Source organism: Streptodolium elevatio (assembly GCF_040649515.1).
GTDB classification, from domain to species: domain Bacteria; phylum Actinomycetota; class Actinomycetes; order Streptomycetales; family Streptomycetaceae; genus Yinghuangia; species Yinghuangia elevatio.
On the sequence record NZ_JBEZFP010000005.1, the window covers coordinates 106,293 to 131,777 of the forward strand.

Annotated in this window: 14 protein-coding genes; 11 read left to right on the plus strand and 3 right to left on the minus strand. The window is 73.6% G+C overall.

The genetic code is table 11. The features are described from left to right. Positions 1 to 3: 3 nt before the first annotated feature. On the minus strand, positions 4 to 1,146 hold the full coding sequence (locus AB0C36_RS03440) for an acyl-CoA dehydrogenase family protein (protein WP_358348519.1): 1,143 nt from the start codon (positions 1,144 to 1,146) through the stop codon (positions 4 to 6). A 131-nt stretch (positions 1,147 to 1,277) separates the two neighbouring features. On the opposite strand from AB0C36_RS03440, the gene AB0C36_RS03445 reads away from it, so the two are divergent. Both AB0C36_RS03445 and AB0C36_RS03450 read left to right on the plus strand, forming a co-directional pair. Further along, complete coding sequence (locus AB0C36_RS03445) at positions 1,278 to 2,120, plus strand: oxygenase MpaB family protein (protein ID WP_358348522.1); 843 nt, start codon at positions 1,278 to 1,280, stop codon at positions 2,118 to 2,120. A 35-nt stretch (positions 2,121 to 2,155) separates the two neighbouring features. Further along, a complete protein-coding gene (locus AB0C36_RS03450) occupies positions 2,156 to 2,788 on the plus strand; it encodes a TetR/AcrR family transcriptional regulator (protein WP_358348524.1) in 633 nt (210 codons plus the stop codon). Positions 2,789 to 2,850: 62 nt separating this feature from the next. Here the strand turns inward: AB0C36_RS03450 and AB0C36_RS03455 are convergent, their stop codons facing one another. Beyond that, the gene (locus AB0C36_RS03455; protein WP_358348526.1) at positions 2,851 to 3,726 is read right to left on the minus strand and encodes an oxygenase MpaB family protein; all 876 of its coding nucleotides are present in this window, start codon (positions 3,724 to 3,726) and stop codon (positions 2,851 to 2,853) included. A 99-nt stretch (positions 3,727 to 3,825) separates the two neighbouring features. Between AB0C36_RS03455 and AB0C36_RS03460 the strand changes: the two genes are divergently transcribed. Then, a complete protein-coding gene (locus AB0C36_RS03460; RefSeq protein ID WP_358348527.1) occupies positions 3,826 to 5,118 on the plus strand; it encodes a VWA domain-containing protein in 1,293 nt (430 codons plus the stop codon). Further along, positions 5,118 to 6,017: a peptidase gene (locus AB0C36_RS03465; protein WP_358348529.1), complete on the plus strand. Its 900-nt coding sequence runs from the start codon at positions 5,118 to 5,120 to the stop codon at positions 6,015 to 6,017. Before AB0C36_RS03460 ends, AB0C36_RS03465 begins: the two co-directional genes overlap by 1 nt. Positions 6,018 to 6,193: 176 nt before the next feature. On the opposite strand, the gene AB0C36_RS03470 is transcribed toward AB0C36_RS03465, so the two are convergent. Further along, positions 6,194 to 7,081: a LysR family transcriptional regulator gene (locus AB0C36_RS03470; RefSeq protein WP_358348532.1), complete on the minus strand. Its 888-nt coding sequence runs from the start codon at positions 7,079 to 7,081 to the stop codon at positions 6,194 to 6,196. Positions 7,082 to 7,714: 633 nt separating this feature from the next. On the opposite strand from AB0C36_RS03470, the gene AB0C36_RS03475 reads away from it, so the two are divergent. From AB0C36_RS03475 to AB0C36_RS03505, 7 genes are all read left to right on the plus strand, one after another. Beyond that, a complete protein-coding gene (locus tag AB0C36_RS03475) occupies positions 7,715 to 15,166 on the plus strand; it encodes an SDR family NAD(P)-dependent oxidoreductase (RefSeq protein WP_358348534.1) in 7,452 nt (2,483 codons plus the stop codon). A gap of 64 nt (positions 15,167 to 15,230) precedes the next feature. Then, the gene (locus AB0C36_RS03480; RefSeq protein WP_358348537.1) at positions 15,231 to 20,012 is read left to right on the plus strand and encodes a beta-ketoacyl synthase N-terminal-like domain-containing protein; all 4,782 of its coding nucleotides are present in this window, start codon (positions 15,231 to 15,233) and stop codon (positions 20,010 to 20,012) included. Then, on the plus strand, positions 20,009 to 20,413 hold the full coding sequence (locus tag AB0C36_RS03485; protein WP_358348539.1) for an acyl carrier protein: 405 nt from the start codon (positions 20,009 to 20,011) through the stop codon (positions 20,411 to 20,413). Before AB0C36_RS03480 ends, AB0C36_RS03485 begins: the two co-directional genes overlap by 4 nt. Positions 20,414 to 20,416: 3 nt before the next feature. Beyond that, complete coding sequence (locus tag AB0C36_RS03490) at positions 20,417 to 21,328, plus strand: alpha/beta fold hydrolase (protein WP_358348541.1); 912 nt, start codon at positions 20,417 to 20,419, stop codon at positions 21,326 to 21,328. Beyond that, a complete protein-coding gene (locus AB0C36_RS03495; protein ID WP_358348543.1) occupies positions 21,325 to 22,491 on the plus strand; it encodes a glycosyltransferase in 1,167 nt (388 codons plus the stop codon). The genes AB0C36_RS03490 and AB0C36_RS03495 overlap by 4 nt, the downstream gene beginning before the upstream one ends. Beyond that, entirely contained in the window at positions 22,488 to 24,335 is a 1,848-nt protein-coding gene (locus tag AB0C36_RS03500) for a class I SAM-dependent methyltransferase (protein WP_358348545.1), read from the plus strand. The genes AB0C36_RS03495 and AB0C36_RS03500 overlap by 4 nt, the downstream gene beginning before the upstream one ends. Positions 24,336 to 24,401: 66 nt before the next feature. Continuing rightward, entirely contained in the window at positions 24,402 to 25,457 is a 1,056-nt protein-coding gene (locus AB0C36_RS03505) for a hypothetical protein (protein ID WP_358348548.1), read from the plus strand. Positions 25,458 to 25,485: the final 28 nt, after the last annotated feature.

Sequence of the window (25,485 nt, forward strand, 5' to 3'; positions counted from 1 at the left end):
CGGTCAGAGGCCGTACGTCTTCGCGATGATCTCCCGCTGGATCTCGCTCGTGCCGCCGTAGATGGTGGACACGACCGTCGCCCGGACGTGCCGCTCCATGTCGTACTCGGTCGCGTAGCCGTAGCCGCCCATCATCTGCATGCCCTCCAGGGCGACGCGCTTGGCCGTCTCGGTCACCTTGAGCTTGACCATGGACGCCTCGCGCGGGAGCAGTCGTGCGGGGTCGCCGTCGACCTTCGCGGCGACGGAGTACACGAGCAGCTCACAGCACTCCAGTTCGGTGGCCAGGTCGGCGATGCGATGGGCAAGGGCCTGGAAGCTGCCGATGGGACGGCCGAACTGCTCGCGCTGGCGTACGTACCCGAGCGTGTCGTCGAAGGCGCGCCGCGCGGTGCCGAGCATCATCGCGGCCAGGATGAGGCGTTCGGTGTTGAGGCCGCCCATGAGCTGGCGCCATGCGTGGTCGACCTGGCCGACAACGGCGTCCGCCGGGAGTTCGACGTCGGTGAAGAACAGGTCGTTGACCTCGCTGCCGCCCATGGTCTCGATGCCGTGGATCGCCAAGCCCGGTACGCCCGCCGGGACGTGAAACATCGTCAGGCCCTCGTGCTTGTCGCCGCCGCTCGCGGTCCGGGCGATCAAGAGGATCGAGTCCGCGAAGTGCGCGTTGGAGCACCAGGTCTTCTGCCCGTTGATTCGCCACCCGTCGGCGGTGCGTTCGGCGCGGCAGGTCACTGCGCCCACGTCGGAGCCCGCGCCGGGTTCGGACATCGAGATCGAGAGCACGGCTCCGTCGCAGTAGCGTTTGAGCACCGCCTCGCGCTGCGCCTCGCTGCCGAACCGCTGGTAGACGCCGGCCGTGATGCGGGAGGGCCCGTGGCCGCCGATCGGCGCCATGCCGTACGCCGTCTCCTCCAGGAACAGGCAGGCGTCGACCATGCCCCCGCCGGCGCCGCCGAGTTCCTCCGGCAGCCCGACCCCGAGCCATCCGAGCCCGGCCATCTTGCGGTACAGCGCGTCGCTGTGGGTGCGCGCTCCCCCGTCGGTCAGTTCGAGCCTGCGTTCGCGGGATCCGCACTCGCGTCGGACGAAGTCCCGTATGGCGTCGACGAATGCCTGTTGTTCGCCGGTGATCGTGCGCGTCATGATCGCCCCCTGCTCGCCGTCGGCCGTACAAAGATACATTTGTCGTTGACTTGTGTCATCGCTCCGCCGACGATGAAAGCGTGCACGCGAAGGTCCGTCAGGACGCGCGCCTACCAAGGGAGTTGGTGGCCATGCGGGAAGCCGCCGCCGGCCGCGGGTCCGAGATGTGGCGGCGCTTCGGCGACGTACGCGGCCTCGGGCTCACGCCCCACGTGTTGGCGATGCAGATCGCGCATCCGGTCGTCGGCGCCGGGGTCGTCGACCACTCCGACTACCAGAGCGACCCGTACGGCCGCTTCAACCGCACGTACCGCTCCATCACCACTGTCGTGTACGGCGGCCCGGTCCGCGCCGCCGTCGAGGCCGAACGCCTCCGCACGCTGCACCGCCGCTTCCGGGGCACCGACGAACACGGGCGGAAGTACCACGCGTTGGACCCGAAGGCGTACGCCTGGGTGCACCTGACCCTCGTCAAGGCGGTCGCCGACGCGCACGCCATGTTCGGCCGTCCGATGAGGCGCACCGAACTGGACGCCTACTACGCGGACAGCATCCGCATCGGCCGCCTTCTCGGCGTCCGCGCCCAGGACATGCCCTCGACGTGGCCGGAATTCCTCGTCTACTACGCCGACATGGTGGACAACACCCTGGAGAACACCAGGGCACTGCGCGAGTTCCTGGCCAACCTCCGCCACCCGGCCAAGCCGAAGGCACTGCGCCGCCTCCCGGACGAACGCTGGCGGCGGATGACCGGGCCGACCGCGCGCATCACCTACCTGACCACGGTGGCCACCCTCCCCGAGCCCCTGCGCAAGCGCTGCGACCTGCACCTGACGCCGGAGGAACACGCCGCGGTGGCGCGGTTCGCCCGGCGGATCCGCACGACCACCGGCCTCATCCCCGCCCCCGCCCGGCGGGCGCCCGCGATCCTGGTCCCGAGGATCTGCGCGCTGCTCCCCGAACCACGCGGGTGAGGCCGGGCGGAGGGGCGCAGTACCATCGGGATCCGATGAACACCTCGCGCACCGCCGTACTCGCCGACGCGCTCGCGGCGGGCGACTCACCGGATCCGACGACCGAGCGCATCCTCGACGCGGCACGCGACCAGTTCGCCACGTTCGGCCTGCGGCGCTCCACCGTCGAGGACGTCGCGCGGCGCGCCCGGGTCGGCCGGGTCACCGTCTACCGGCGCTTCGACAGCAAGAACACCCTCGTCGAAGCGGTGCTGGTGCGCGAATGCCGGCGCTTCCTCGCCGCATTCGACGCGGAGGTGTCGGCGCTGCCGACGATGGAGGAGCGCATCGTCGCGGGCTTCGTGGTCGCGCTCCGGGACGCGCGCACGGCGTTGATCGGGCGGCTGATCCAGTTGGAGCCGGAGACCGCGCTGCCGTTCCTGACGACGCGCGGCGGCCCGATCCTGGGCGTCATCCGCGACTACCTGGCGGCGTCGTTCGGGCGCGCGCGGGACGCCACCGCGGTCGACGCCGACGAGGGCGTGCAGGTGGCGGAGATCTTCGTCCGCCTGACGGTGTCGTTCCTGCTCACTCCGCAGAGCATCGTGCCGGTCGACGACGAGGCACAGGCCCGGGAGTTCGCCCGGCGGTTCCTCGCACCGATGGTCACCGGCTCCGCGACCGCCTGACGGCACCGCCCGCCCGCACGTGTCCCGACCGGGTCGGCCGGGCCGCGGTGTCCCCGGGCGAGTCAGCGCCGCCGCTTGGCGAAGCGTGCCGGGGCCGGCACCGGGGGCCTGCCGGAAAGCGCGGCACGCGCCCGCGGGTGGTAGCGGCGGCTCTCCGGAACGAGCGCCCACACCCGGCGCACCGCCGCGCACACCCTGCGGAAGCGCCTCTCATCGCGTGCCGTCCAGCGGTAGCCCAGGCGTTCGCGCACGGCCGGGTGGTACATCCCGACGGTCAGCCACACGTTCGCCCTGCCGATCGGGCGCCGCACGACGCGCCATACTGCGTCCGGCAGTCCGGCCGCCGGCGGCTTGGCCAGGCCCTCGACGTCCAGCACCTGCCGGGCCGCGGGGGTGTCCTCCAGAACCTCGGTGCACATGCGGTCCCAGTACGCGCGGAACGCGGCGTAGTCCGGCGGCACGGGGCGCATGCCGACGCCGTACAGCGCGTACCAGCCGGTGCTTTCGCGGTACAACTGCTCCTTCTCGGCGTCGGTCAGCCGGTCGCCGAACAGGCCCTGCGCCACGATCATGCCCTCGAAGAACGTCGCGTGCGCCCAGAAGTAGGTGTCCGGGTCCAGCGCGTGGTACGGCCGCCCCCGCGCGTCCACGCCCATGATCCCGGCGTGGTAGTCGCGCACTTCCCGGGCCGTGGCGGCGGCGCGGTCGCCGTCGTACACGACTCCGTAGATGGGGTAGAGCGAGCGGAACAGGCGCTGCCAGCGCTCGTTGAAGAAGTCCGAGTGCTGTTCGACACCCGCGCCGAGGCCCGGGTGCATGTTCTGCATGGATCCGGCCCACAGCGCGAGCAGCGCGCCCAGTGGCCATTGCGCGAAGTAGCGCCACGTCAGCGACCCCGGGCCGGGCGCCGGAGTTCTCGCTTCACGATGCGGCGGCACGTCCGCTTTCCTCCTGAAATCCCCCTGAAATGCCTTGCGCAGAAGGCGTTCTCCCGCTCAGCGGCGGGGTCCTGATCATCCGTAGGATCCTCCCCCGTGATGACATCGAAGAAACGAAGGATCGCGGCGGGGTTGGGGGCCCTGCTCGTGGCCGCCGCCCTGGGCGGGGCCACCCCCGCCGCCGCCGACCCCGACAACGGACCCGGTACCGCGCCGCCGCCCAAGGTGGACCTGGTGCTGGACCTGAGCGGGTCGATGAACCAGAACGACGCGGGCGGCGAGACCAGGATCGCGGCCGCGAAGAAGGCGTTCAACGAGATCCTGGACGCGCTGCCGGACGAGGCGCTGGTCGGCCTGCGGGTGCTGGGGCAGGGGAACCCCGGCAACAACAAGGCCGCCGGCTGCCAGGAGACCGCGCAACTCGCGCCGGTGGGCAAGCCGGACAAGGCCGCGATGAAGACCGCGGTCGCGGCGCAGCGTCCGACCACCGGCTGGACACCGATCGGGCTCGCCCTCAACAAGGCCGCCGAGGACCTGGGCAAGGAGCAGGGCAGCCGCCGCATCATCCTGATCACGGACGGCGAGGACTCGTGCGCGCCGCCCGACCCGTGCGAGGTGGCGCGGCAGTTGGCCGCACAGGGGCTCAACCTGGTGATCGACACGCTCGGCCTGGTGCCGGACGACAAGACCCGCAAGCAGCTCACCTGCATCGCCAACGCGACCGGCGGGACGTACACCTCCGCGAACAACGCCCAGGAACTGTCCGAGCGTGTGACGCAGTTGGTCGACCGGGCGGTGGAGAAGGCCGAAGAGGTCACCATCCCCACGGCCGTGCACGGCAGTCCGAACGGGTGCGCGGACGCGCCGCTGCTGGGCCCGGGCGTCTACAACGACCGCGAGGAGTTCGAGCAGCATCTCTGGTACAAGGTCCCGCAGTTGCCGGGCCAGGAGCTGCGCGCGTCGGCTACGGTCGGCATCGACCGCAACGTCGCCCGGGACTACGACGTCACCATCACGGCGGTGTCCGAGGACGGCCGCGACCTCGCGCGCCACACGGACGCAGGCAGCGGGCGCATGGACGGGCAATCGGCGGGCCTGCGCTATTCGTTGCCGCAGAAGGGCGACGACCAGCCGGAGCCGAAGGACGCGAGGATCACCTGCCTGATGGTCAGCACGGCCTTCCACGGCGGCCCCGGTGCCGCGCAGAGTCCGGGCATGCCGGTCGAGTTGCTCGTCGACCTGGTGCGGGCCTCGGACGCGCAGGCGGCCGACACCCACGGCCTGGGCCGCGGCTGGATCTTCCTCGGTGTGCTGGCCGGCGTCGGCCTGGTGGCCGGGCTTCTGTTCGGCTGGATCGTCCGCCTCTTCGCGGGCATGCGGAGGGCTGTGTGATGCGTACCCCGACCGGCAACCCCACTTCGGCGGACGGGCGTACTCGCCCGGGTACGCCCCGCCGCACCCGCGCCCTGGGACTCGCGTCCCTCGCGGCGGCGTTCGCACTCGTCGGCGGCCCCGCGGTGGCCGCGACCGACAGCCCCACGCCCGGCGGTTCGGGCGGCTCCGGCTCGAAGCCGGGCAACAGCACGTCGGCCACCAACGTGCTGCCCGGCACGTCGTTCCTGACGGCCGGGAAGATGGAGGCCGAGACGTCGACCACGACGTCGGGCGCGGTGGGCGAGTACATGTACTGGTCGTTCCCCGCGCTCGCGGAACAGGACGTCAGTGCCAAGGTGACGCTGACGCTCCCGAACGGCCTGAGCGCCCCGACCACGTGGCGCGTCGACGTGTTCGACGGCATAAGGAGGCACCAGCCGTGCGCGACGGGCCGTCCGCAGTTGTCGGCGCTGCCGTCCGACACCGAGCTGCGGATCGACTGCGGGCCGCGCACCATCCGCCCGTGGGCCGAGGCGTGGTCGGCTGACCCGCTGCCCGGCACCTACTACGTGCGGGTCTCCGCGCTCGAGTTCAACGAGAAGGACGTCGGCCGCAAGATAGGGGTCAAGCTCGAGCTGACCGCCAAGGGCGGCGGGGACTCGGGTCCGGACGCGGGGCAGGACGACGCGCTGAAGGCGCCGCTCGTACCGGTCACGCAGGCGGGCCGACCGCTGCAGCCGGGCCAGGTCGCCGAGACGCGCAAGGTGACGCTGGCCGGGTTCGACGACGGCGACGACGCGTGGCTGTCGGGGACGACGGGCCGGTGGGTCTGGACGTCCGCGGGCGGCGTCGTGGCGATGCTGCTCGGCGTCGGCGGCTTCCTGTTCGCCCGGCACCCGCGGCGCTGGTTCCGGTAGTAGTTCGCGCGCAGACGCCCGGGTGGGAGGCTGCTTCGCCTCCCGCCCGGGCGTCTTCTGTGTGGGCCGTGACTGTCGTGCTCGTGGTGCCGTGCTCGTGGTGCTGTACGCGGGGTGCCGTACGCGTGGTGCCGTACGCGTTTTGCCGTACGCGTTTTGCCGTGCCCGTGGTGCGCTCAGATGTCGCCGGATTCGCGCACTCCCCCGCGCTGCGCGAACTCCAGGAACGAGCGCGCCTGCCGGCCCGTCGCCTCGGGCGTGTGCACCAGCGCCACCGCCCGCAGCAGGGGCGGGTCGAACGAGCGGATGACCGCCGACTCGCCGAACACCCCGAGGGCGATGTCGCGGTACCAGAGCATCGAGCCCTCGCCGTTGAGCACCGAGGCGATCCAGTGCACCCGGTCGTCGGTCTCGACGACCGCCACCGGGCGGACCCACAGTGTCGCGAACATGGCCTCCATCTCGGAGCGCCGCCCGCTGCCGCGCGTCGGCATGGCCATGCGGAGGCCGTTGAGCATCGCCCACGGCATCGGGTCGGGCAGGTCCTCGGACGGCGGCGAGACCAGGACGACTTCGTGCTCGGCGAGCCGGTGCGAGCGCAGGTCCTGCGGTACCGGGGCGTCGACCAGCCCGAGCGCGGTCAGGCCGCTGCGGACCGACTCGAAGACGTCCTCGCGGCTGAGGCAGCGTACGACGTCCACCGGCACCCCGGGTGTCTCCACCTCGAACGCCGGGACGATGCGGCCGGTCAGGTCGACGGCGAGGGTGTGCGTGGTGGCGATGCGCAGGCCGCTGACCCGGGCGGCCTCGGCGGCGCGGCCGACGTCCTCGATCGCGCCGACGGTGTCGAGGACGGTGCGGGCGAGCCGCACCACGCGCTTGCCTTCCGCGGTGAGCCCCACGCTGCGGCCCTCGCGGACCAGCAGTTCCCCGCCGAGCTCGTGTTCCAGCGCCTTGAGGGCGCGGGACAGCGCCGACTGCGCGACATAGAGGGCTTCGGCCGCCGCCGTCATGGTGCCGTGGTCCGCGACCGCTATGAGGTAGCGCAACTGCTGAAGAGTCACGTGTCGCACATTAACGCGTCGACCCCTGCGACAAACAGGTTTCCGGGAATTCGTCGAATATTTGCGGGCCGGTCACCCGGTTCCGTACGGTGGCCCGCGGCGGACCCCGGGTAATCGTCGGCAGACGATATGCGCCCAGCATTTTGGGCAACGAACCATGCCTGGAATGCATAGATCACCGGGCGGTTCGCGACGGTCCGCGGGCCGCTGCCGCGCGCGGGCGTACCCGCGGTAAGTTTGCGACATACGCCAGCGTATGGTCACCCTTGCGTTTGCCCTGGTCAGAACGTGTTCTAGTACGAACGCCCTGGTAGAACTCGGGTATCCGGTCCGACCGGTGCGGCGGGAGTCCGGGCGGTCACGGCTCGCGGCGCGCCGTGCGGACCGGCCGGGCGGACACCCTTGACAGCCCCGGACGGCACCCGCACGATACTTCGAGCCGATCCGACGAAAGCGATTCCGGTTAATCGGCGTACCGCACAGGAATGCCGCACCACCGCTCGCGCCGTGATTTTTCAGTGTGCCAGGTGTTTGCTTGAGCGCCGTATTTCCTCATGAGCCGTGGCCGGCCCGCGAGCTATTCGCGAATGCCGGCGCACGGCTGCCGTGCACGCCCGGGAAGGAGCCGCACCCATGGCGTCGGAGACTCTGCGTCGCGACCTCGTCCTCGCGATCGGACCGTTCGAGGAGCCGAACGGACCGCTCGCCGTCGCCGCCCACCGGGCCGGCGCGCTCGGCGTCGTCGACCTCGGGCGGGACCGCGCCGCGGCGCTGTCCGCGCTCGCCGAGGTGGTCCGCCGCCCGGACCGGTCGTTCGGGGTGCGGGTGCCCGTCGGCTGCCCGGTGGCACCGACGGAACTCCCCGATCCCACCGACGTGGTGGTCCTCGCCCACGGAGCCCCGTGGCGGGTCGCCGACGCCGGGCCGGACCGACGGGTCCTCGTCGAGGTCACCTCGCCCGCGGAGGCCCGCACCGCGGCGGCCGAGGGCGCGTACGGCGTCGTCGCGGTCGGCCACGAGGCAGGCGGCCGGGTCGGCGACCTGACCACCTTCGTGCTGCTCCAGCACCTGCTGGCGGACCCCGAACTGCGGCTCCCGGTCTGGGCGAAGGGCGGCATCGGCACGCACACCGCAGCCGCCGCGATCGCGGGCGGCGCGACCGGGGTCGTGCTCGACACGCAACTTGCCCTGCTCGCGGAATCCGCACCGTGCCTGCCGGACCCGGTGGCCGCGGCACTGCGGTCGATGGACGGCGGGGAGACCGTCGTCCTGGAGGGACACCGGGTGTACACCCGGCCGGATCTGCCGCTGCGTCAGCTTGCGGACGCGGCGGCGGCGTTCGGCGGCGTCGGGTCGGCGTTCGGGGCGCGCGGCCTCGATCGGCAGCTGCTCCCCGTGGGACAGGACGGAGCGCTGGCCCGACGTTTCGCCGAGCGGTACGGCACGACCGGACGGGCCGTTAGGGCCGTCCGGTCGGCCGTCACCGCCGCCCTCGCCGCCGCCGTGCGGCACCGACCGCTGCTGCCCGGCTCGGACGGCGACCTGCCCGTCGTGCAAGGCCCGATGACACGGGTGAGCGACCGGGCCGCGTTCGCCGACGAGGTCTCCGCGGGCGGCGGACTGCCGTTCCTCGCCCTCGCGCTGATGGACGGCGCCGCCACCCGGGCGCTCCTGGAGGAGACCGCCGAGCGCCTGGACGGGCGCCGCTGGGGCGTCGGCCTGCTCGGTTTCGCCCCCGCGGAGCTGCGCGACGAACAGCTCGCGGCAGTGGCCGCGGTGCGGCCGCCGTTCGCGCTGATCGCCGGCGGACGGCCCGACCAGGCGGCGCCGTTGGAGGCCGCGGGCATTCACACGTACCTGCACGTCCCCTCACCGGGGCTCTTGGACCAGTTCCTGCGCGCGGGCGCCCGGCGTTTCGTGTTCGAGGGCCTGGAGTGCGGCGGGCATGTCGGACCGCGCGCCAGTTTCCCGCTCTGGGAAAGCCAGTTGGACCTGCTGCTGGCCCATGCCCGCCGGCACGGCGGTGCCGCGGACCTGGACCTGCTGTTCGCGGGCGGGATCCACGACGCCCGATCGGCCGCGATGGCCGCCGCGGCTGCCGCTCCGCTGGTGGAACTCGGTGCTCGAATGGGCGTGTTGATGGGCACCGCGTACCTGTTCACCCGGGAGGCGGTGGCGGCCGGGGCGATTCTGCCCGGCTTCCAGGAGGCGGCCGTCGCCTGCGAGGCGACCGAACTGCTGCAGACCGCACCGGGGCACGCGACACGCTGCGCGGGGACTCCGTTCGTGAGCGCGTTCGCCGAGGCGCGGGCGGCGCTGGAGGCACGTGGCGTACCGGCCCGGGACATGTGGGCCGAGCTGGAGGAACTCAACCTCGGTCGTCTGCGCATCGCCAGCAAGGGCGTGGTCCGCGGTGAACGGGGACTCGCGTCCGTCGATGCGGAGACCCAGCGCCGCGAAGGCATGTTCATGCTCGGCCAGGTCGCCGCGTTGCGCTCCGCCGCCACCACGGTGGCCGACCTGCACGCGGAGGTGACCGAAGGCGCCACCGCCCATCTGGCGGACCGCGCCGCCGCTCTCGGGATCATCGAGGAGGAACCGGTGGCCGAGGCCGAGCCGGTGGATGTGGCGATCGTCGGCATGGCGTGCGTGCTCCCGGGCGCCGCGGACCTGGCGGCTTTCTGGCGCAACGTGCTGCTCGGCGCGGACGCCGTGACCGAGGTCCCGCGCGAACGCTGGGACCCCGATCTGTACTTCGACCCCGACGCGGTACGCGACCCGGTGGGCCGCACCCCGTCCAAGTGGGGCGGCTTCGTACCGCCGATCCCCTTCGACGCTCCCGCGTACGGCATTCCGCCGGCCTCGCTCGCCGCCATCGAGCCCGCGCAACTCCTCGCCCTGCACGTGGCGTCGCGGGCGCTCGACGACGCCGGCTACGGCGGCGGCCGCGAGTTCGACCGCGGCCGCACCTCGGTGGTCTTCGGCGCGGAGGCCGGCACGGACCTGGCCGGCGCGTACGGCTTCCGCTCGCTCTACCCCGCCTACTTCGGCGACCTGCCGCCCGACCTCGACGCGCAACTGCCCCGACCCACCGAGGACTCGTTTCCCGGCGTGCTGGCCAACGTGATCGCGGGCCGCATCGCCAACCGGCTCGACCTCGGCGGGGTGAACTACACCGTGGACGCCGCCTGCGCGGCCTCCCTCGCCGCGCTCGACCTGGCCTGCAAGGAGCTTGTCCAGGGCAGCAGCGACGTGGTGCTGTGCGGCGGCGTCGACACCCACAACGGCATCAACGACTACCTGATGTTCTCGTCGGTGCACGCCCTTTCGCCGTCGGGCCGCTGCGCGACCTTCGACGCGTCCGCCGACGGCATCGCCCTCGGCGAGGGCGCCGCGTGCCTGGTGCTCAAGCGCCTCGCCGACGCCGAGCGCGACGGCGACCGCGTCTACGCGGTGGTCAAGGGCGTCGGCGGATCCAGCGACGGGCGTTCGCTGGGGCTGACCGCGCCGCGGCCGGAGGGGCAGCGACGGGCGCTGGAACGCGCGTACGCCCGGGCGGGCGTGTCCCCCGCCGAGATCGGCCTCGTCGAGGCGCACGGCACCGGCACCGTCGTCGGCGACCGCGCCGAACTGGAGACGCTGACCGAGGTGTTCACCGCGCACGGCGCCGAACCCGGCGGCTGCGCCCTCGGATCGGTCAAGTCGCAGATCGGCCACACCAAGTGCGCGGCCGGCCTCGCGGGGCTGATCAAGGCCGCGCTGGCGCTGCACCACGGCGTACGCCCGCCCACGCTGCACGTCCGCGAGCCCAACGCCGCCTGGGACGCCCGGACCAGCCCGTTCTTCTTCGACGGCCAGGCCAGGCCGTGGAGCGAGAGGGACCCCGCGCGACGCCGCGCGGGAGTCAGCGCGTTCGGTTTCGGCGGCACGAACTTCCACGCGGTGCTCGCCGGGCACGCGGCACCCGAACGGGAATGCGGGCTCGTCGGTTCCGGTTCCGGTTCCGGTTCCGGTTCCGCGATGACCGAATGGCCCGCCGAGCTGTTCTGCTTCGCGGGTGCGGACCACGCGGCAGCCGTGCGTGCGATCGACGCGATGGTCGCGCTGTTGGACGAGCGTGTCCCGCGCACCCTCCGCGGGCTCGCCGCCCTCGCGGCGGAGTCGGTCGCGGCGGCCGGGGCGCCCGTGCAGGTCGCCCTGGTCGCCGCCGATCCGGAGGATCTCCGGGTCAAACTGGGCCGCGCGCGGGACGGTGCGGACGACCCGGCGGGCGAGGTGTTCAGGCGCCGCGACGACCTGGCGCCGGGACGCGTCGCCTTCCTGTACCCGGGCCAGGGCAGCCAGCGGCCGGGCATGCTCGCCGACCTGTTCGTAGCGTTCCCCGGACTGCACGACGTGCTGGCCGAGGCACCGGAGCCGACGGTCCGGGCGATGTTCCCGCCGACCGCGTTCGGTGCCGAGGCCCGCGAGGCCGCGCACCTGCGGATCACCGACACCCGGACCGCGCAGCCCGCGCTCGGCGTCGCGGCGGTGGCCGTCACGCGGGTGCTGGACCGGCTCGGCGTACGCCCCGACCTCGCCGGCGGGCACAGCTACGGCGAGTTGGCCGCGCTGTGGGCGGCCGGCGCGTTCGACAGCGCGACGCTGCTGCGCCTGTCCGCGGCGCGTGCCGAGGCGATCCTCGGTGCCGCCGGATCCGACCCGGGTGCGATGGCCGCCGTCAACGCGCCCGCGGACCGGCTGGCGCCGGTGCTGACCCTGCTCAACCTGAACCACAACCTCTCCCCGGGTGGCAACGGCACGGGGCCCCGCCTGGGCGTGGTCGCGGCGAACATGAACACGCCTTCGCAAACCGTTATCTCCGGTCCGACACCGGCCCTGGAGGCGGCCGTCGCCGCGCTGGAGGCCGAGGGGGTCCAGGTACGCCGCCTGCCGGTGGCCTGTGCCTTCCACAGCGCGGTCGTCGCCGGCGCGTCCGCCGAACTCGGCCGTACGCTCGCCGCGTTGCCGGTGTCGGCACCGGGCTTCCCGGTGTGGTCCAACGGGACGGCCGCCGCGTATCCGCAGGACCCGGACGCGGTACGGGCGCTGCTGGCCCGTCAGGTCGCCGAGCCGGTGCGCTTCGTGGAGCAGATCGAGGCGATGTACGCGGCGGGTGCGCGTACCTTCGTCGAGGCGGGCCCGGGACGGGCCCTGACCGGAATGGTCCGGGCGATCCTCGGGGACCGCCCGCACACCGCCGTCGCCTGCGACGTCCCCGGCGAGTCCGGGCTGCGGCGGCTGCTCGCGGCGTGCGCCGAACTGGCCGTCACAGGAGTGCCCGTCGCGCTCGGCGAACTGACCCGCGGCCGGGTCACCGCCGCCGACACGCACCCCGCACCCCTGCCGGCGTGGCAGGTCGACGGCCATCTGGTGCGCACCGCGGACGGCAATCCGGTCGCGGGCGGGCTCCGCCCGGCGGAACCGGTCGCGCCTCCGGTGGTCGTGCAGGCCACCGGAAGCGCGGCCGGGGCCGCCACCCCGGATCCGCGGGAGACCGCGGTGCTCGAATACCTGGCGGGAGCGCGTGAGTTGGTGGCCGCGCAGCGAGACGTCCTGCTGGGCTTCCTGGGTGCGGAGCCGCAATCGTGGGCGGCGCCCGCCCGCCTTTCGACCGGCACTTCCGCTGCCGCGCCCGTGACTTCGGCCGACGCCGTCATCGCATCCGCGCCGTCCGTGCCGGATCCGGTCCTCCAGAGCGCTCCGGCGCCGGTCGAACTGCTCGACGCCGAACGCGCCTTGGACGCCGTGCTCGACGTCATCGGCACACGCACCGGATACCCGCGGGACATGCTCGACACCGGCCTGGACCTGGAGGCGGACCTCTCCGTCGACTCGATCAAACGCACCGAGATCATCGGCGAGTTGGCGGTACGCCTCGACATGCTCGACGAGTCGCTGGTGGAACGGCTCGCCCGGGTGAAGACCATCAGCGCGATCGTCGAAGGCCTGCTGGAGCACGCGGGGGCCGGGGCACCGGGAGCATCGGGCCCGCCCGACACCGCGCAATCGGACGGTGCGCCGGCGGACGCGCCTGCCGCGCACGGCACCGACCTGTCCGGAGCACCGGTCCACGAGGCTCCGGTCCACGAAGTAGCTGGGCGCGAGGCTGCGGTCCACGAAGTAGCTGGGCGCGAGGCTGTCCGCCGCGAAGCCGTGGGGCACGAAGAGGCGGTCCAGGACCGGTCGTTCGCGACACCGGCCGTCGCTTCGGCGTCGCCTGCCGCGCCCGCCACCACGAGCCGGTGGTTCGCGGGCACACGTACCGGCGCCGACAGCGGGCCGCGCGCCACCGCTGACGGTGGACCGCGCACCCGTGCCTTCGGGGGCGTGCCATCCGACGGAGGTAGGGACAGCCACGCGGATGACGGCGTTCCGGTGCGGCACGTTGTCGAGGTCGTCGAATACGTCGCGGCGGCCCCGGATGCCGAGCACATCGCCGCCGCGGTCGCCGGCCGGTCGGTCGTCCTTCTCGCCGATGCCCACGGCATTGCGCTCGCGCTCGCCGACCGGTTGGAGCGACTGGGGGCCGTGGTGTGGATCGCCGAGCCCGGTCAGGCGCTCCCCGGGCCGGGTGTGGACGCCCTCGTCCACCTCGGGGCCCTGCGTACCGACGAAGTCCCCGTGATTCTGGATGACTTCGCCTTGCTGCGGGACGCGCTGGAGGGAGGTGCGACGCACCTGCTGCTGGCCACCGGCTGGGGCGGCACCTTCGGCCGGGCCGGGGCGGAAGGCGGCGCCTCGGACGCGGCGTGCGCCGGGATCGGGCTGGCCGGGTTCGGGCGTACCGCCGCCCAGGAGTACCCGGAAGCGGTCGTCCGCGTCGTCGACGTGGACGCCAAGGACGAGCCCGACCTGATCGCCCGGCAACTCCTGGCGATGCTCGCCGAGTCGCCGACGCCGGAGGCCCCTGTCGTCGTCGGCCTGCCCGCGGGGGCGCAGGCGGTGAACGGCTCCGATGCCGCTCGCGCCATGACGCGGCACACGCTCGCGGTACGCCCGGCTCCGCTCGCCGACGCCGACACCGTTCCGCCGGTCCTCACACGGGACTCCGTGGTGCTGCTGACCGGTGGCGCCCGCGGCATCACCGCCCGCGTTGCGGTCGGCCTTGCGGCGGCGTACGGCTGTCACATCGAACTCGTCGGCCGGACCGCCGACGCCGGCCCGGAGGACCCGGCCGTCGCCGGGGCCGCCGACCGGGCCGAACTGCGTGCGGCGCTCGTCGCGGCCGGGATGCGCAAGCCCGCCGAGATCGAGGCGGAGGCGACGCGGATCCTGGCCCGTCGCGAGGTCCGGGCGACGCTGGATGCCCTCGCCGGGGTGGCCGCGTCCGTCCGGGTGCACGCCGCGGACGTGCGCGACGCCGCCGCGGTGCGGGCCGTCGTGGACGATGTGTACGCCCGGCACGGCCGCCTCGACGGCGTGGTGCACGGCGCCGGGGTGCTCGACGACCGGCTGCTGAAGGACAAGTCGGAGGAGGCGTTCGCCCGGGTCTTCACGACCAAGGTCGTCGGCGCGCGCGGCCTGGCCGATGCGCTCCGCTCCCACGCCCCGTACGGACGCCCGAGGTTCCTGGTGCTGTTCGGCAGCGTCGCCGGGGTCTTCGGGAACCGGGGGCAAGCGGACTACGCGGCGGCCAACGACGCCCTGGACGCACTCGCACACCTGTGGCACCGCTCGGTGGGCGCGGAACTGACGGGCGCGGTCGGCACGGACGCGATCCGCACCGACGCCCTCGACAGGGACGCATTCAGCAGGGGCGGGATCGGCACCGAAGCCGTCGCCGACCGCGTGCTGAGTCTCGACTGGGGGCCGTGGGCGGCCGAGGGGGGCGGCATGGTCACCGCCGAACTGGAGCGCCACTACGAGCGTCTGGGGATGCCGCTGATCGCCCCGGACGCCGGGGTCGCGGCGATGCTCGCGGAACTCTCGTCCGGCGGCGTGGCCCAGGCGGTCTACCTGTGTCCGCCGCGCGACGGCGGGGTCGCGCACGAGGCGGCCGACGTCCCGGCGGCGTACGGCGAAGGCTCGGAGGCCCTGCGATGAAGCGGTACTTCGACCTTGGTCGACTTCGCGGGGACGAGTGCCGCGGATGTGCGCGGGGTGCCGCATGAGCAACGGCCGGACCCGCGACGAAGGACCGAAGCCCACCGACGCGGCGATCGTCGGCATCGGTGCGGTGTTCCCGTCCGCCCCGGACGCGCCCTCGTTCTGGGCGAACATCGAGAAGGGCGTGGACGCCATCACCGACGTCCCGCCGAACCGCTGGGATCCCGAGGTGTACTTCGCGCCCGACGCGGCGGTCGGACCGGTGCACGCCGACCGGTTCTACTGCCGGCGCGGCGGATTCGTCGACGACTACGCGACGTTCGACCCGACCCGCTTCGGCATCATGCCGTCGGCGGTGGACGGCGCGGAGCCCGACCAGCTGCTCGCGCTGCGTACCACCGCCGAGGCCGTCGCGGACGCGGGCGGTGAGGCGCGGCTCCCCGACCGCGACCGGATCGGCGTGGTGTTCGGACGCGGGGGCTACATGGGGGTCGCCACCGCACGGCTGGACCAACGGGTGCGTACCGCACACCAGTTGGTGTCCGTACTGCGGCAGGTGGCTCCGGAGTTCGACGACGCCCGGCTGGCGGCCGTCCGCGAGGCGTTCCAGGCGGCACTGGGACCGGAACGCCCGGAGTCCTCGATCGGGTTGGTGCCGAGCTTCACGGCGTCGCGGATCGCGAACCGGCTGGACCTCGGCGGGCCGGCGTACACGGTGGACGCGGCCTGCGCGACATCGCTGCTCGCGGTCGACCACGCGGTGGCCGAACTCGCCTCGGGGCGCTGCGACGCCGTCATCGCGGGTTCGGTGCACCACTGCCACATCGCGACGTTGTGGAGCGTCTTCACCCAACTGCGGGCGCTCAGCCCGGCGATGCGCATCCGCCCGTTCGACAGGGCGGCCGACGGCACGCTGATCTCCGAGGGCACCGGCGCCGTGGTGCTGAAGCGCCTCGCCGACGCGCGGCGCGACGGCGACCGGGTGTACGCGGTGGTGCGCGGCGTCGGCGTGGCCAGCGACGGCCGGGCGGCCAGTCTGATGAGCCCGCTCGCGGACGGCCAGGTCCGGGCACTGGAACGCGCCTGGCGCGCGGCCGGACTCGATCCGACGTCACCCGGCGCGCTCGGGCTGCTGGAGGCGCACGGCACGGGTACGCCGCTGGGCGACGAGGTCGAACTCGAGACCCTGGCACGCGTTTTCCGGGCCGACGGTCCGAGCGTCGTCCTGGGGTCGGTCAAGTCGATGATCGGCCATGCGATGCAGGCAAGCGGCATGGCCGGATTGCTGAAGGCCGTGTACGCGGTGCATCACGCGACGCTGCCGCCGACCCTGCACGTGGACGACCCGCACCCGGGCCTGGCCCGGACCCGGATGCGCACGATCGACGAGGCCGAGCCGTGGCCCGAGGCCGCGGGCACGGTACGCCGGGCGGGGGTGAACGCCTTCGGCTTCGGCGGGGTCAACACCCACGTGATCGTGGAGGAACCGCCCGCGAGCAGGGCGGCCGCATTCCCGACCACCGCCCTGTCGCCGTCCCTGACGCAGGCCGCGTCCCCCTCCCGGACCCCGGCGCCCGGGAGCCCTGGGGCGTTGCGGCACTCCGAGGCGAGGGCGGCGGGGAAGGGCGCGCCGACGCTTCCGGCAGTACCGGGGACTCCGGGAACCCCAGGGATTCCGGGGAGTTCCCGCCTGGTCACCTTCGCCGCCGCCGACCTCGGCGGACTGTCCGACCTGCTTGACGACTTCAGCGCGCAGATCGCCGGCGGAACGGTGTCCGGGCCGACCGGCGACAGCCTCGCGGGCGATTCCCCCGGGGGCATTGCCCTCGGCACCGGACCGTGCCGGCTCGCCGTCGTCGACCCGACGCCGCGCCGCCTCGAACTCGCCTCCCGCGTCGTGGTCCGCGGCGAACCCTGGCGTGGGCGCAGCGACCTGTGGTTCACGCCGCGGCCGCTGCTGGGCGCCGGCGCTGCGGGCGGCCACGGACCGGACGGGCAGCCGGGGAAGGTCGCGTTCCTGTTCCCGGGCCTGGAGCCGGAGACGCAGCCGCCGCTGCACGACGTGGCCGACGCGTTCGGCCTCCCCCGCCTCGCCGAGCACGACACGGACGAGATCGTGGGCCGTGCGCTGGACGCGCTGGGCAGCGGACGCGTCGTGTCGGCCGCCCTCGAACGGCTCGGTGTGCGGGCCGACATGCTCGCCGGACACAGCCTGGGCGAGTGGACGGCCATGGTCGTCGCGGGGATGTACCCCACTGCCGCCGTCGACGTGTTCCTGGACTCGCTGCGCCCGGGGGCGCTGGCCGTACCCGACCTGGTGTACGCGGCGGTGGCCTGCGGCGCGGCGCGGGCGAGTGCCGCCTGCGAGGCGGTGGGCGGCGCGGTGGTCTCGCACGAGAACTGCCCGCACCAGTGCGTCGTGTGCGGGCCCGCGGATGCCGTCCGCCGCGTGCTCGACCGGCTGCGGACCGACGGTGTACTCGGTCAGGAACTACCGTTCCGGTCCGGGTTCCACACACCGATGTGGGAGCCGTACCTCGATCAGGTACGGGACGCGTTCGGACGCCTTCCGCTGCGCAACGCCCGGGTTCCGGTGTGGTCCGCGACGAGTGTCGCGCCCTACCCCGACGAGCCCTCCGAGGTCCGCGAACTGACGATCCGGCACCTCCTGGAGCCGGTGCGGTTCGGGGCGTTGGTGGAAGGCATGTACGAGGCCGGCGCCCGCGCCTTCGTCCAGGTCGGCGCGGGGAGCCTCGGCGGTTTCGTGGACGACACGCTGCGCGGTGCGGACGTCCTGACCATCGCGGCGCACAGCACCCGGCATCCGGGCCTCTCGGGACTGCTGCGTGTCCGGGCCGCCCTGTGGGTGGAAGGCCGCGAGGCCGTTCGGGCGGCGGAACCCGAACCGGCGCGCCGGACGGGGCCGACCGTACGCCTCGATCTCGGTTCGCCCATCGTCCTCCTGGACGCGGCAGACGTACCGAGTGGGCGATCTGCGCGTCCGGCACCGGAGTTGACCCGGGATCAGGCCGCCGACCCGGTGCTGGCCGCCTTCGCGGCCGTCCTCGACGAGGCCGGCGACGCACTCACGCGGACGGCGGGCGCCTGGCGGCACGCCGCGACCGCGGCGCCTGCCGTACCCGTCGCGGCCCCGGTCGGGCCCCAATCCCAGCCCCGGCCCCGGCCCCGGCCCCAGCCCCAGCCCCAGCCCCAGCGCGATTCTCGTCCCCAACAGCGCTCACACATCAGGGAGTTCTCGCTGCGCAGCCTGCCCTTCGTCGCCGACCACTGCATCTACGAGCAGCACGACGAGTGGCCCGAGGACTCGGACCGCTTTCCGGTCGTGCCGATGACCACCCTCCTCCACCTCACGGGTGAAGCCGCCCGCGCTCTGGTGCCGGGCCGCGTGGTCGCCGGATTCCAGGAAGTCCGGGCACTGCGCTGGCTCCCGGTGGCGCCCGCGACCAACGCCGAGGTGTCCGCGACCCGCTTGGACGCCGACCGCGTCCGGGTGGAGATCGCCGGGTTCACCTCCACGGTCGTACGCCTCGCCGAGAGCCACCCGCAACCCGTCACCCCCGACCCGACCCCGCTCACCGGCGAACGCCCCCCACCCGTCCGGGCCGCCGCTTTGTACTCCGACCGCTGGATGTTCCACGGTCCCGGATTCGCGGGTGTGGACGAGGTCAGCGCCGTCGCCGACGACGGAATCCGGGGAGTGCTGCGCAGCCTTCCCGCACCGGGGGCGCTGCTCGACGCGGCAGGCCAGCTCTTCGGGCACTGGATGCAGTTGAGCCTCCCCACCGACCGTCTCGTCTTCCCGGTCTCGGTCGAGGAGGTGCGACTGTTCGGGCCGCCGCCGCGCACCGGCGACCGCCTCCTCGCAACCGCGCGGATCCGGCAGGTGACCGCGACGACGGTGCGCGGCGACGTCGAACTGTGCGACGCCCGCGAAGGTTTGGTGCGCGCGCAGCTGCTCGGATGGACGTACCGCCGCTTCGCGGCCGACGAGCGTGTGTGGCCGATGAAGTTCACGCCGCACACCACCGGCGTCGGCGAGCCGCAGCCCGAAGGCTGGTGCCTGGTGCGGACGCGCTGGCCGGACGCCGCCTCGCAGGAACTGGTCATGCGCCGATACCTGGGCGCCGACGAACGCGAGGAGTTCGCGACCCGGCAACCGCGCACCCGGTCGGGGTGGCTGCTCGGTCGCATCGCCGCCAAGGACGCCGTACGCCGCTTCCTGTGGGCGCGCGGTGAAGGCCCCATCTACCCGGCCGAGATCCGCGTGTCGAACGACGGCGAGGGCCGTCCGCTGGCGGAACGCGTCGCGGTGGGCGCGGAGTTCCCGGCCCGGCACGCCGGCGTCCATGTGTCGCTCGCGCACAAGCACCGCCTCGCGGTGGCCCTCGCGGACCGGGTCCCGGTCGGCATCGACATCGAGTCGTTGGCCGAACGCCCCGAGTCCCTGGAGCGGGTCGCGCTCGCCCCGACCGAGCGCGACCTGCTCGACCGGCTCGCCGCAGGGGACCCCGAAAGCCGCAGCGAGTGGCTGGTGCGCTTCTGGTGTGCCAAGGAGGCCGCCGGCAAGGCGGCCGGCACCGGCCTGGCCGGCCGCCCGGCGGACCTGCAAGTCGTCGGGGTCGCCGAGGACCGCCTCGTCGTGGAGAGCCGCCCGCTCGCCGCGAACCGGGCTCCGGCGGAGGGCCCCATGCCCGCCGAGGGCCGCGCCGGCGGACGGCACGTGGTCCGCACGCGGATCGTCGCCGACGCCGACGAGCGCTACGTCGTCGCCTGGACCGTCTCGCACAACCCCGTCCCCTCAAGCCCTGTGGAGTCGCCGTGAGCACGCGAACCGCCGAAGCCCTGGCCGAGACCGGCACCGCACGCGAGACCGAGACCGCGGCCTCGACCGCCAGCGGAACCCCCGGGGGCGGCACCGCCGCCGACGCGATCCTCGCCGATGTCGTCGGCCTGCTCGTCGAGGTCGTGGGCGACGAGATCCTGGTCGCCACCGCCATCGGCCGCGACAGCGCGTTCAACGAGGACCTTGCCGTCGAGAGCATCGAATTCGTGGCGCTCGCCGAGAAGTTGGAGGCCCGGTACGGCGCCCGCGTCGACTTCATGGCCTTCCTGTCCGAACTGGAGATGGACGAGATCCTCACGATGACGGTCGGCACCCTCGTCGACCACATCGCCGCCCAACTCGGCGACGAGCGGCCGGACAACGCCGTCGGGGAGGTGTGAGGGGTGGCCGACATCCAGGCGAACGGCCTGCGCTTCCACGTCCAACACCTGCGCGGCGGACGGGCGTCCACCGACCGGCCGACCGTGGTCCTGCTGCACGGACTGGTCCTCGACAACCTCTCCAGCCTCTACTACACCCTCGCGCCGCCCATCGCGCGCGCCGGCTTCGATGTACTGCTGTACGACCAGCGCGGTCACGGCATGTCCGACGGCTCGCCGAGCGGCTACGACGTCGACACGGCCGTGGACGACCTGGCCGCGGTGCTGAAGGCGTGCGGCGTCGCCGGTCCTGTGCACCTGCTCGGGAACAGCTACGGCGGGCTGATCGCGCTGCATGCGGCGTACCTGCACCCGGAGTTGGTGCAGAGTCTGGTCCTGGTCGAGGGGCAGTGCCTGGACCCCGCGCACAGCGGCCACCTGCCGGGCGCCGAGGGCTACGCGGGCGGCTGGGTCGAGGACGTCGCCAACACACTCAACCTCATCGCGCTGGGCCTGGAGTGCAATCCGCTCGGCGGCGACCTCGCCTCGCGCGGCGCGCGCAAGGCCGCGCGGATGCGGGCGGGCGCCGACTCGCTGCTCAACCGGACCACGCTGATCGAGGACATCTCGACCGTACGGCTGCTCTCTCCCGGCGAGTTGGCGCAGGTGCGCTGCCCGACACTCGCCCTGTTCGGCTCCGCGTCGAACCTCGTGGCATCCGGGCCGGTGCTGGCGTCCCGGCTGCCGGACTGCACCGTCGAGGTCTTCCCCGGCGCCGCGCACGCGCTGCTGCGCGACGCACCGAAGGAGTTGCTGGCGTCGGTGCTGCGCTGGTTGGAGGCGCACTCCCCGGGTCGGGCCCGGCACGGGGCTCACCGGGACGTGGGCGGCTACGGCAGCCGCGACCCGGGCGCGCGCGGCGAGGGCGCGGCATGAGATGCCTGTTCGTCGTGCCCCCGTTCGCCGGGCACGTGAACCCGACCGTTGCGGTGGCCGCCGAACTGACCCGGCGCGGGCACGAAGTGGCCTGGTGCGGGCCGCCGGAGGTGCGACGGCTGCTACCGCCGGAGGCCGTGCTGCACCCGACCGGAGGCGGGCCCGAGGGCGGGTACACGGAGCTCCACGCCCGGTGGCGCGACCACCGCGGGGTGAACGCCCTGCGGTTCCTGGTCGAGGAGGTTCTCGTCCCGCTGGCCGAGCAGATGCGTCCCGGCGTCGACGAGGCGATAAGGGCCGTGCGTCCGCACGTGGTGGTCAGCGACCAGCAGGCGTTCGCGGGCGCGATCGCCGCCGAGTTGCACGGACTTCCGTGGGCCACCTCGGCAACGACATCGGTCGAGTTCACCCGGCCGTTCGAGGGGTTCCCCAAGGTGCACGCGTGGGTCGGCGAACGGGTGCGCGCGGTCGCCGCGCGGGCGGGCCTCGACGACGACTGGGACCCGCGGTTCTCCGCGCGGCTGGTGCTCGTCTTCTCCACGCCGGTGCTGGTCGGCGCGGACGGCGAAATGCCGCGACACCACCGGTACGTCGGACCGGCGTTCGGTGCGCGACCCGCTCCTGTCGACTTCCCCTGGGAGCGGCTCGCCGCCGACCGCCGCCGGGTCCTGGTCTCCCTGGGCACCCTCAACAGGGAGGCCGGGACGCGGTTCTACCCGGCGGTGGCGGAGGCGACCCGCTCGCTGGCGGACCGCGTGCAGGTGGTCATGTCGGTACCGGGTGAACTCCTCGGCGTGCACGACGGGCACGTGTTGGCACGGGAGTTCGTCCCCCAGCTCGACCTGCTCCCGCACCTGGACGCGGTGGTCACGCACGGCGGCCACAACACGGTGTGCGAGGCCCTGGCCTTCGGCCTGCCGCTGGTCGTCGCGCCGATCCGCGACGACCAGCCGCTGGTGGCCCAGCAGGTGGTGGCGGCCGGAGCGGGCGTGCGCGTGCGCTTCGGCCGCGCGCACGTCCCGGAGATACGCCAGGCGATCAGCGATGTGCTGGACAAGCCGGACTACCGCGCGGGCGCGTTGCGCGTGCGCGATTCCTTCGCCCGGGCAGGCGGCGCGAGTTCGGCGGCCGACGCCCTGGAGGAACTGGAGGCCATGCCGTGAACACCGTTTTCGAGCCGTTCCCGTGGCTGGCGCTGATCCTGCTGGCCGTCGTCGTCCTCGGCACGCTCCGGGCGCGGCACCGGCTGCGCGCGCTGCCGAGGCTTGCCGCGTCGCAGGACCCCCCGGCGCTGTCGGAGTACCGGTGGATCACCGCCGCGGGGGTGCGTCCGGACCGCGAACTCGCCGCGTCCGCAGCCGCGTACGCCCGGCACGAGGGACTGCTCGTACTCGACCTCGTTCCGGAGCGCATGCCGGTCGAGCCGCTCCTCGACCTGCTCGGCGACGTCGACCCCGGGCGGTTCCGCACCGACCCGGTGGCCGCCGGGCGCGGCGCCTGCCACGCGCTGCTGGTGCACGACAGCGTCCTGGAACGTTCGGAAACAGCTCCCGGCGAGAACCTGTCGCAGGTCGAACTCATCGCGGTCACGGCCCGGTTGAAGCAGTTCGCCCCGCGGGCCACCGGGCACGTGGTGGCGCCGGGACTGACCGCGCTGCGGCAGGATCCGCGTAGTGCCAAGGCGCGCATGCGGGCGTTCGGAGCGCCGCCTGCCGTGGGTTTCGCCGGGCTGCTGGGCCAGGCGGGCGCGTTCGTGGGGGCGGCGTACGCGACGCCCTTCTGGGGGCTGATGGCCCTCGCCGCGTGGTGGGTGCAGCCGTACGCGGTGCTGGCGGGCCGTTCTCCGGTGCGCCCGCGCGACGTGCACGGCGATGTCCTGGCCCGCCCGGCGATGGCCGTGTTCCGGTGGATCCGCGGGGTGGCCGGACCCACCGCTCCGGCCGAGCTGACGCCGGAGGAACTGGCCGCGATGCGCGCACGGTACGCCGACGATGCGGCGGACGGGACCGACCGCTTCTTCGAGGAGCGCCGCGACACGTGCCCGTGGTGCGGCTCCGACCGCCTTGCGGTGCGGGTGCGCACGAAGGACCGTCTGCAGGGCAAGCCCGGGCGCTTCGTCCTCGAACGCTGCCGGGACTGCCAGGTCGTCTTCCAGAACCCTCGGCTTTCCCCGACCGGACTCGACTACTACTACCGGGACTTCTACGACGGTCTCGCGGCGCGCGGCGCCGAGGCGATGTTCGCGACCATGTCGCGGCAATACCTGCGCCGGGCCCGGCTCGTGCGCCGGCACACCGCACCCGGCCGCTGGCTGGATGTCGGGACGGGCCACGCGCACATGTGCCTGGTCGCCAAGTCCGAGCTCCCGGACACCGTGTTCGACGGACTCGACCTGGGCGGCGGAGTCGAGGAGGCGGCCCGGCGCGGCTGGATCGAGCACGCGTACGTCGGGCAGTTCCCCGACCACGCGGACTCGCTCGCGGGGTCGTACGACGTCGTCAGCATGAACCACTACCTGGAGCACGTGCGCGACGTGTTCGCCGAACTCGACGCCGCCGCAAAGGTCGTGCAGCCAGGGGGCCATCTGCTGGTCGAGATCCCGGACCCGGAGTGCTGGTACGCCCGCCTGCTGCGCCGGCGCTGGCACCCCTGGTTCCAGCCGCAGCACCAACACCTGGTCCCGCTGGGCCGGTTGGCCGAGGCGCTGGCGGACCGCGGCTTCACGGTGGTCGAGGTCGAGCGCGGCCCGGCACACCAGGGCGGCATGTTCGTCGCGGCGGTGAGCCACACCATGACCGCCGTCGCACCGAATCCCCGGCAGCCGTGGATCCCCGGCGGGCCGACCGTGCTCCGCCGGATCCGCCGTGCGGTCGGCGTCACCGTGTCCGTCCCCTTCTATATGGCGGCCGGTCTGCTGGACGCGCTGACTTCCGTCGCGGCACGCAACTTCGGGCGCGCGGGCGGCAGCGACGCGTACCGCCTGCTGGCCCGCAAGGACCCCGGCTGACCGGCGTCCGCCGCTCCGCCCTTTCGTCCCCTCGTCCCCTCGTCCCCTCGGAAAGGAACGTCCCCGATGCAGTTGATGGATCAGCGGGATGCCGACCCGGTCCTGCGGGTGGTGCCGTACACCTTCGTGCAGGCCTTCGGGTACGAGCCGGCCGGCGTGTGGACCGCCCCGTACGCGCTGCGGCTCGCGGGGGTGCCGGGCCGCAGCGGCATCGTGACGGCGTTGGGCTGGCAGGTCGTCATGGCCGCGGCACCCCGCACGGACGGGATCCTGCGGGCCGGATCCCTCAATCGGCCGGGCGACGCGGTCGAGATCGAGGTGCGGGGCGCGGTCGACCGGCCGGTCCCACCGTGGGCGGCACCCGTCGTCGACGCCGTGCACGCTCTCGCGGGCACCGCGCCGCAGAACGCCGGACTCGACCTGATCGTGCACGCCGACCTCCCCGACGCCGCGGGCCTCGCGCCGTCGGCACCGCTGACCTGCGCGGCGGCCTTGGCCTGGACCTCCTTCCACGGCCCCCAGCTCCCCGTCGCGGCGCTCGACGCCCTGCTGCGCAACGTCGTCGCACCCCCGGACGACACCGCCGACGCGGAGGCTCTGCGCTCGGCGGTCCTGTACGGCGGCGAGAGCCGCGCGCTCATCGTCGGCCCGGTCGGCCCGACCGGCGAACTCCCCCTGGACCTGGCCGCCGCGGGCCTGCGCGCCATGCTGGTGATCCCGCGCGACCGGGGCGTCCCGCACACCGGCATGGCCTCCGTCGTCGAGTCGCTGCGCGGCGCCCGCGACGAGACCGAGCGTGCGCAGCGCATGGAGGCGTACCTCCGGGACCGCGAACTCCCGCGTGCCCTCAGCCTGCTGACGGCCTCTCACCTGTCGCGCGTGCCGGGCTACGGCACGGGTTGGGCCGAGGCGGACGCCACGGTCGACGCGGTGAAGCTCGCGGGCGCGGTGGGCGCGCGCCTCGCGGGTGGCACGGGCAGCGCCGCGGTGACCGCGTTCGTCCCCGCTGCCCTGCTCTCCGGCGTCCGGGCCGCGGCCGTGTCGGCGTTCCGCGACCGCGGCCGCCTGACCCCGAGGTTCCTCACCGCCACCGGAGGCCGCCCCGCAGGCCCGGTCACCTAGTGCTGTGACCGGAAAGGTTCACTGGATC

Excerpts from the sequence above, each read along its gene's own strand:
- AB0C36_RS03440 (WP_358348519.1), bottom strand. The coding sequence starts at position 1,146 with ATGACGCGCACGATCACCGGCGAACAACAGGCATTCGTCGACGCCATA.
- AB0C36_RS03445 (WP_358348522.1), top strand. The coding sequence starts at position 1,278 with ATGCGGGAAGCCGCCGCCGGCCGCGGGTCCGAGATGTGGCGGCGCTTC.
- AB0C36_RS03450 (WP_358348524.1), top strand. The coding sequence starts at position 2,156 with ATGAACACCTCGCGCACCGCCGTACTCGCCGACGCGCTCGCGGCGGGC.
- AB0C36_RS03460 (WP_358348527.1), top strand. The coding sequence starts at position 3,826 with ATGACATCGAAGAAACGAAGGATCGCGGCGGGGTTGGGGGCCCTGCTC.
- AB0C36_RS03465 (WP_358348529.1), top strand. The coding sequence starts at position 5,118 with ATGCGTACCCCGACCGGCAACCCCACTTCGGCGGACGGGCGTACTCGC.
- AB0C36_RS03475 (WP_358348534.1), top strand. The coding sequence starts at position 7,715 with ATGGCGTCGGAGACTCTGCGTCGCGACCTCGTCCTCGCGATCGGACCG.
- AB0C36_RS03480 (WP_358348537.1), top strand. The coding sequence starts at position 15,231 with ATGAGCAACGGCCGGACCCGCGACGAAGGACCGAAGCCCACCGACGCG.
- AB0C36_RS03495 (WP_358348543.1), top strand. The coding sequence starts at position 21,325 with ATGAGATGCCTGTTCGTCGTGCCCCCGTTCGCCGGGCACGTGAACCCG.
- AB0C36_RS03505 (WP_358348548.1), top strand. The coding sequence starts at position 24,402 with ATGCAGTTGATGGATCAGCGGGATGCCGACCCGGTCCTGCGGGTGGTG.